Origin of the sequence: Bacteroides sp. CAG:633 (assembly GCF_000435115.1) — a bacterium.
Lineage (GTDB): Bacteria > Bacteroidota > Bacteroidia > Bacteroidales > Bacteroidaceae > Bacteroides > Bacteroides ndongoniae.
Map to the genome: position 1 here is coordinate 1 of NZ_FR883128.1, position 7875 is coordinate 7875.

The 7875-nt window shown below is 55.0% G+C and carries 9 protein-coding genes; 7 read left to right on the plus strand and 2 right to left on the minus strand.

Annotated features, from left to right (window positions below):
- Positions 1-32: 32 nt before the first annotated feature.
- Positions 33-599: an elongation factor P gene (gene efp, locus QVP67_RS12560; protein ID WP_022163913.1), complete on the minus strand. Its 567-nt coding sequence runs from the start codon at positions 597-599 to the stop codon at positions 33-35.
- A 263-nt stretch (positions 600-862) separates the two neighbouring features.
- On the opposite strand from efp, the gene rpmH reads away from it, so the two are divergent.
- From rpmH to QVP67_RS12595, 7 genes are all read left to right on the plus strand, one after another.
- Positions 863-1024: a 50S ribosomal protein L34 gene (rpmH, locus tag QVP67_RS12565; RefSeq protein WP_007564314.1), complete on the plus strand. Its 162-nt coding sequence runs from the start codon at positions 863-865 to the stop codon at positions 1022-1024.
- Between the two features lie 285 nt (positions 1025-1309).
- Positions 1310-1960 (plus strand): PASTA domain-containing protein, encoded by a 651-nt coding sequence (locus QVP67_RS12570; RefSeq protein ID WP_022163914.1) that lies wholly within the window; start codon positions 1310-1312, stop codon positions 1958-1960.
- A gap of 38 nt (positions 1961-1998) precedes the next feature.
- Complete coding sequence (locus QVP67_RS12575) at positions 1999-3123, plus strand: RluA family pseudouridine synthase (RefSeq protein ID WP_022163915.1); 1125 nt, start codon at positions 1999-2001, stop codon at positions 3121-3123.
- Positions 3120-4100 carry a D-alanine--D-alanine ligase gene (locus QVP67_RS12580; protein ID WP_022163916.1) on the plus strand — a complete coding sequence of 327 codons (981 nt, stop codon included), beginning with the start codon at positions 3120-3122 and terminating at the stop codon, positions 4098-4100. Before QVP67_RS12575 ends, QVP67_RS12580 begins: the two co-directional genes overlap by 4 nt.
- A 116-nt stretch (positions 4101-4216) precedes the next feature.
- Complete coding sequence (locus tag QVP67_RS12585; RefSeq protein WP_022163917.1) at positions 4217-5356, plus strand: 1-acyl-sn-glycerol-3-phosphate acyltransferase; 1140 nt, start codon at positions 4217-4219, stop codon at positions 5354-5356.
- Between the two features lie 4 nt (positions 5357-5360).
- On the plus strand, positions 5361-6035 hold the full coding sequence (locus QVP67_RS12590) for a NigD1/NigD2 family lipoprotein (RefSeq protein ID WP_022163918.1): 675 nt from the start codon (positions 5361-5363) through the stop codon (positions 6033-6035).
- Positions 6036-6179: 144 nt separating this feature from the next.
- On the plus strand, positions 6180-6566 hold the full coding sequence (locus tag QVP67_RS12595) for a rhodanese-like domain-containing protein (RefSeq protein WP_022163919.1): 387 nt from the start codon (positions 6180-6182) through the stop codon (positions 6564-6566).
- 133 nt (positions 6567-6699) lie between these two features.
- Here the strand turns inward: QVP67_RS12595 and QVP67_RS12600 are convergent, their stop codons facing one another.
- Positions 6700-7656: an acetylornithine carbamoyltransferase gene (locus tag QVP67_RS12600; RefSeq protein WP_022163920.1), complete on the minus strand. Its 957-nt coding sequence runs from the start codon at positions 7654-7656 to the stop codon at positions 6700-6702.
- Between the last annotated feature and the right edge of the window lie 219 nt (positions 7657-7875).

Consider the following 7875-nt stretch of genomic DNA (forward strand, 5'->3'; position numbering starts at 1 on the left):
GGGGATGGGGTTTCTATCTGTTCGATGAAACCTTATGCCTTCACGCGGCCCACGTAAGAACCGTCGCGAGTATCGATTTCGATGGTTTCGCCTTCGTTGATGAAGAGGGGAACACGTACAGTGGCACCCGACTCAACTGTAGCAGGCTTCAGGGTGTTGGTGGCAGTATCGCCTTTCAGACCCGGCTCGGTGTAAGTCACCTTCTGCTGCACCTTGATAGGCATGTCGGCATAGAGCACGGTTTCGGTCGAAGCGTCGGAAACTACATCTACTACCTGGCCTTCGAGCAGGAAGTCAACGCCGTTGATCAGGTCGTGGGCGATGGGAATTTGTTCGAAAGTCTCCTGGTTCATGAACTGGTAGTCGTTACCGTCGTGGTAGAGGTATTGGTAGGGGCGGCGTTCTACGCGCACGTCTTCCAGCTTCTCACCGATGTTGAAGCGGCGTTCCAGCACGTAGCCGTTCACTACGTCTTTCAGTTTCGTACGCATGAAAGTGTTACCTTTTCCCGGTTTTACATGCAGGAAGTCGATGCAGAAATACAGCTTGCCGTCCATGCGGATGCAAGTTCCGATTTTAATGTCTTGGGCATTAATCATAACTATCTTCTTTTATTTATATATGTATTTTAATTTAAGTCTTTCAAGCAAGTTCGAGCCAGTCATGCGAGGCGGCGTCCTTCGGGTGAACACGGACTGTAGTGTGTTCTCTTCTTGCGAAATGCGGGTGCAAAATTAATGGAATTCGGTAAAAATCGCAAAAACTTTTGAGAGAAAATGAGTTATCTCTTGGTTATTTTGAAAAAAGTCTCTATTTTTGCAGCCCGAATTCGTGAGAATAATAACGTAAAAAAGATACAATAATGAAAAGAACATTTCAACCCTCCAACAGAAAGAGAAGAAACAAACACGGTTTCCGTGAGAGAATGGCTACAGCCAATGGCCGCAGAGTATTGGCAGCACGTCGTGCTAAAGGTCGCAAGAAACTGACTGTTTCTGACGAATACAACGGAGTGAAGGCCTAAGCCGTTCCCTTGTAACGAAAAGATAAAGAAGAGAGTACATCCGGTGCGGATGTGCTCTCTTTTTTTCTGCCCCTGCGGGCGGCGACGGGCCTTTTGTGGGACACTTGCACGGCTCGCGAGCGGTGCAAGTGTGGCTCGTGAGCCGTACAAGTGTCTCTCGCGAGCCGTGCAAGTGTTGTATAAAGCCTGTTGCAGGCACTCGTGTCCTTTCCGCTGAAATTCCACCCTCAACTTTCGTGTTTCTTGCTACTATTGCGTATCTTTGCCCCAAATAACGCATCAATTATGACGATAAAAGAATTTTTCTCTTTCCGCCAGAACCGCTTTTTCTGGCTGAACATACTGGCAATGATTATCGTGCTCGTCGCCGTAGTCTACGGCGTGCTGAAGGGCCTCGACGTATATACCCGCCACGGACAGGCCGTCACCGTCCCCGACATCAAGGGGATGAGCGTCGCCCAGGCACAGCAGTTGCTGCTCAACCGCGGGCTGTCCGGTGTCGTGTCCGACTCGACCTATGTCAAGAAGCTCCCTGCCGGAAGCATCCTCGACCACAACCCCTCGGCCGGACAGCGTGTCAAGCAGGGGCGCATCGTCTACCTCACCATCAACACCCTTAGTGTGCCCCTGTGCAATGTCCCCGACGTGGCCGACAACAGCTCCCTCCGTCAGGCCGAAGCCCGTTTGCTGGCAGCCGGATTCCGACTCGACTCCATTCGCAAGATACCCGGCGAAACGGACTGGGTGTACAGCGTCGAGTACAAAGGACGCCCCCTGGCCATCGGCGAGCAGGTGCCCGTAGGCTCCATGCTGCGACTCGTTGTCGGAAACGGTGAGAAAGAGCCCGAACTGGAGACCGACTCCCTCGGAGTGGAAGATACGGCCGGTGCCGAAACCGGTGCTCCTGCCGACGAAGACGAAGAATCCTGGTTCTGACAACGTTCATCGCTATAACGTACCAACAGACTGCAACTATGACTACCGACATACCAGCTGACAGAAAAGACATTCCGGCCGCGCTGCCCGACACCCCGCTGCCCGACACCGACCCCATCGATGCCGACGACCTTGACGACATCGAACCCGTGGGCGAGGCGGCACAGCTCTACGAACACTTCCGTGTGGTGGTGGACCGCGGACAGGAGATGATGCGTGTCGACAAGTACCTCTTCGACCGCCTGACCAACGCTTCGCGCAACCGCATACAGAAGGCAGCCGACGCAGGCTTCGTCATGGCCAACGGTCGCCCCGTGAAGAGCAGCTACAAGGTGAAGCCGCTGGACGTCATCACCATTATGATGGACCGTCCCCGTTACGACAACGAGGTCATCCCCGAGGACATTCCGCTCGACATCGTCTACGAAGACCGCTACCTGATGGTGGTGAACAAGCCCGCCGGACTCGTCGTACACCCCGGTCACGGCAACTACCGCGGTACGCTGGTCAACGCCATTGCCTGGCACATGAAGGACGTCCCCGACTACGATGCCAACGACCCCCACGTGGGCCTCGTCCACCGCATCGACAAGGACACCTCCGGCCTGCTCGTCATCGCCAAGACCCCCGACGCCAAGACCAACCTGGGCAACCAGTTCTTCCATAAGACTACGAAGCGCCGCTACCGTGCCCTGGTGTGGGGTAACGTCGAACAGGATGAAGGAACCATAACGGGCGACATCGGCCGCAACCCGCGCGACCGCATGCAGATGGCTGTCCTGCCCGACGGCGAAGGAAAGCATGCCGTCACCCACTACCGCGTACTCGAACGCTTCGGCTACGTCACCCTCGTCGAGTGCATCCTCGAAACCGGACGCACCCACCAGATACGCGTGCACATGAAGCACATCGGCCACGTCCTCTTCAACGACGAGCGCTACGGCGGCCACGAGATACTGAAAGGAACGCATTTTGCAAAATATAAACAATTCGTAAACAACTGCTTCGACACCTGTCCGCGGCAGGCACTTCACGCCATGACGCTGGGCTTCGTCCATCCCGTCACCGGCCAGGAGATGTACTTCACCTCCCAGCTGCCCGACGACATGTCACGGCTCATCGACAAGTGGCGGAGCTACATCAGTAACAGAAACTTAGAATGAAACGTACAATTGCCATCGTAGGCGGAGGCGATACCTCCGAATTTCATGTTTCCCTGCGTAGTGCACAGGGCATTTACTCCTTCATCGACAAGGAGAAGTACACACTCTATATCGTACAGATGCACGGACTCGACTGGCACGTGCAGCTGCCCGACGGAACCACGGTGCCCGTCGACCGCAACGACTTCAGCTTTCAGCTCGACGGCCGCAAGGTGACCTTCGACTTTGCCTATATCACCATTCACGGCACGCCCGGCGAAGACGGACGTCTGCAAGGCTATTTCGACATGCTACACATCCCGTACTCCTGCTGCGGAGTGCTGGCTGCCTCGCTCACTTACGACAAGTTTGCCTGCAACCAGTATCTTAAGTCTTTCGGCGTGCGCATCGCCGACTCGTTGCTTCTGCGCCGGGGCCAGACCATCAGCGACGACGATGTCATTGAAAAGATAGGCCTGCCCTGTTTCATCAAGCCCAGCTTGGGTGGATCGAGCTTCGGAGTCACCAAGGTGAAGACGCGCGACGAAATACAGCCCGCCATCGCCAAGGCTTTCGACGAGGCACAGGAAGTAGTCATCGAAGCCTTCATGGACGGCACCGAACTGACTTGCGGCTGCTATAAGACGCGTCAGAAGTCTGTAGTCTTCCCCATCACCGAAGTCGTAAGCCATAACGAATACTTCGACTACAAGGCCAAGTACAACGGTGAGTCCGACGAGATTACCCCCGCCCGCATTCCCGACGAGCTGCGCGACCGCGTACAGCAACTCACTTCGGCCATTTACGACATACTCGGTGCACGTGGCATTATCCGTGTGGACTACATCGTCACCGCCGGTGAGAAGATCAACCTGCTCGAAGTGAACACCACCCCGGGCATGACGGCCACGAGCTTCATCCCCCAGCAGGTGCGTGCCGCCGGCATGGACATCAAAGACGTGATGACCGACATCATCGAGAACGCTTTCGAAAAATAAAGAACAGGGAAATGAAGAATGAGGAATGAAGTATGAAGAATTTCTTGCAGACCGACGGTCGCATGGCTTCGTAGCTTCACTATCATATTATCACATTAACTCAAAAACTTATAGTCATGAACGAGGAATTTGACGAAATCCGCCCTTACCACGACAGCGAACTCCCGCAGATATTCGAGGAGCTGATTGCCGACCCGGCATTCAGACAGGTCGTGGGCGCCGTAATGCCAGGCATCCCCTTCGAGGCCATTGCCGGACAGATGCGTGCCTGCAAGACGAAATTCGAGTTTCAGAAAACTTTCTGTTACGGACTGCTGAAGAAGATCATCAAGGAAGCTACCGATGGAGTGACGCTGGATATTTCTGCCCTGACCGACCGTCAGGCAGCCTACACCTACGTCTCCAACCATCGCGACATCGTGCTCGATTCCGGACTGCTCTCCGTCATGCTGGTAGAACAGGGACTCGACACGGTGGAGATAGCCATCGGCGACAATCTGCTCATCTATCCCTGGATCAAGAAACTGGTGCGGGTCAACAAGTCGTTCATTGTGCAGCGTGCGCTCACCATGCGTCAGAAGCTGGAATCGTCTGCCCGCATGTCGCGCTACATGCACTACACCATTCGCGACAAGAAACAGTCCATCTGGATTGCACAGCGCGAGGGACGCGCCAAGGACTCCGACGACCGCACTCAGGACAGCGTACTCAAAATGATGGCCATGGGTGGCGAGGGCGACATTATAGACCGCCTGTCGGAACTGAACATCGTCCCCTTGTCCATTTCGTATGAGTTCGACCCGTGCGACTTCCTGAAGGCACGCGAGTTCCAGCTGAAGCGGGACAACCCCGACTATAAGAAAACGCAGGCCGACGACCTGCAGAACATGCAGACGGGTATCTTCGGCTACAAAGGCCGTGTACACTTCCAGACGGCACCTTGCATCAACGAGGCACTGAAGTCGTTCGACCGTTCGCTACCCAAGCCCGAACTGTTTGCCCGGGTTTCCGCATTGCTCGATGCTGGCATACATGCCAACTACCGCCTGTATCCCAACAACTACGTGGCTCACGACTTGCTGACCGCGACCCGTGAGTTTGCATCGCACTACACCGAAGCCGACGAGAAACGCTTTGCGGCCTATCTGGAGCAGCAGCTCTCGCGCATCGACCTGCCCGGCAAGGACGAGGATTTCCTGCGCACAAAGCTGTTGCAGATGTATGCCAATCCGTTGACCAATTACCTGAAAGTGTGACGTTATGAAGAAAGGTTGCTTATACGGGCTGATGCTGTTGCTGGCCACTCTGTTTGCGTCGTGCGGCGACGATGACGACTATTACTACCCTTCGGTGAAGCTGGAGTTTCTGACTGCCTATTCGGGAGCCGACGGCACGTTGCAGTCGGTGCAGACCGACGACGGAGCGCGCTACACCGTGCTGGCCGACGACTCGGGCACGCGTATCAATGCCGACTCGCTGGTGCGCGTTATCAGCAATTATGGCCTGGAGACGGCAGCCGATGGTGGCGAAGGTGTACGTTTGTATGCCTTGTCTAAGGCCATAGCACCTCTGCCCAAACCGGCCGACAGCTTCAAGGGCGGTGTAAAGACAAAGCCGGCCGACGTGACGAGCATCTGGCTGGGATGTGGTTACCTGAACATGGTGCTCTCGGTGAAGCAGCAGGCGGTACATACGCTGGGCTTTGTTGAGGATGAGGTGACTGTCGACGACGAAGGTTGTGCCACCGTCCGCCTCACCCTGTACCACGATGCCACCAGCGACGTGGAAGACTACAGCAAGCGCGCCTACGTGTCCGTGCCCTTGCGGCAGTATCTGGCCGACGAGGATGTGCATAGCCTGCGGGTATATTTCAGCGTGCACACCACGGACAGCGACGAGGACGTAAAGACCTACGAATTCGACGTGACTGAATAACAAGTTACAGGAAGCCGGAAGAAGCTGTTGCAGGTTGAAGAACATGCTTCGGATGCGGGCGATGCGGGTGGCGCAGATTTACGTCTGTGCCCGTTCCCGTCGGCTTGTCAACATGTTTGTTTGCCAACTCAAATCATTAAACGTATGAAGATATTATTCCTGAATTTGTGCGCCTGTGTGATGGCGCTGTTTTCGTGCCAGCAGAAGGGTGGCGACTACCAGTCTGTCTCGGCCGATGAGTTCGAGTCGCTGATTGCCAATCCCGAGGTGCAACGCCTCGACGTACGCACCGTGGCCGAGTATTCCGAAGGCCACATTGCCGGTAGCATCAACATCAACGTGCTCGACAAAGGGTTTGCCCAGGTGGCCGATTCCCTTTTGCAGAAAGAGAAACCCGTAGCACTGTATTGCCGCAGCGGTCGCCGCAGCAAGGAGGCAGCCAGTATTCTGAGTAAAAAGGGCTATAAGGTGTACGACTTAGACAAAGGCATCACCGGATGGGTACAGGCCGGAAAGGCGGTCGAGAAGTAACGGAAAACCGGTATACACCACAGTATAAACAGAATTACGCGGATTATTACAGATTCTATCACATGGGGCTACCCGATGGAATGAATCTGTGATAATCCGCGTAATCTGTATTGAACCTTCTGTTCGCAGTATCTTATTTCAGGCCCTCAATCATCCGTTTCAGCACTACCGTAGCCGATATCTCGCGGTTGGCAGCTTCGGGGATGACGATGCTTTGCGGGCTTTCGATGACGTCGTCGGTTACAATCATGTTGCGGCGAACGGGCAGGCAGTGCATGAAGTAGGCGTTGTTGGTGACGGCCATCTGACGGTCGCTCACGGTCCAGGCGCGGTCCTTGCTCAGTATCTGTCCGTAGTTGTCGCCGGTATAGGCGGCCCAGTTCTTGGCGTAGATGAAGTCGGCGCCTTCGAAGGCTTTCATCTGGTCGTATTCCACACGGGCGTTGCCCACAAACTTCGGATCGAGTTCGTAGCCTTCGGGATGGGTGATGACGAATTCATAGTCGGTAGCGTTCATCCACTCGGCAAACGAGTTGGGCACGGCTTGCGGCAGCGGACGCGGATGCGGAGCCCAGGTCATGACTACCTTCGGACGGGCAGTCTTCTTGTATTCCTCGATGGTGATGAGGTCGGCGAAGCTCTGCAGCGGGTGGCGCGTGGCGGCCTCCATGGAGAAGACGGGGCGGCCGGAGTACTTGATGAACTGGTTCAGAATGACTTCGTTGTAGTCGTAGTCGCGGTTTTCGAAGCGGGCAAACGAGCGCACGCCTATCACGTCGCAATAGCAGCCCATCACGGGGATGGCCTCCAGCAGGTGTTCGGGTTTGTCACCGTCCATGATGACACCGCGTTCGGTTTCCAGCTTCCAGGCACCTTGGTTGATATCGAGCACAATGACGTTCATGCCCAGGTTCAGTGCCGCTTTCTGGGTGCTGAGGCGGGTGCGCAGACTGGAGTTGAAGAAGATCATCATCAACGTCTTGTTGCGGCCCAGTTCTACGTATTTGAAACGGTCTTTCTTTATCTCAAAAGCTTCGGCAAGTGCGGACTTCAGGTCACCGATGTCCTGCACGCAAGTAAAATTCTTCATAATCGGCTTCTTTAGTTGATGTATATGTATGGATAGCAAAGATAGCGATAATTTGTGAAAACCAGCCATTTTTCCGTCAAGAATCCGTTGTCCGTCGCTGGCTGTCATCTCTGTTGAGGTAGGCCGTTCCGCACTTGCCGTGAAGGCTGTTTGCGGGGCACTTGCCCCCCATTTGTAGGACACTTGCATTCCATTTGTTCCACACTTGCACGGCTCGCG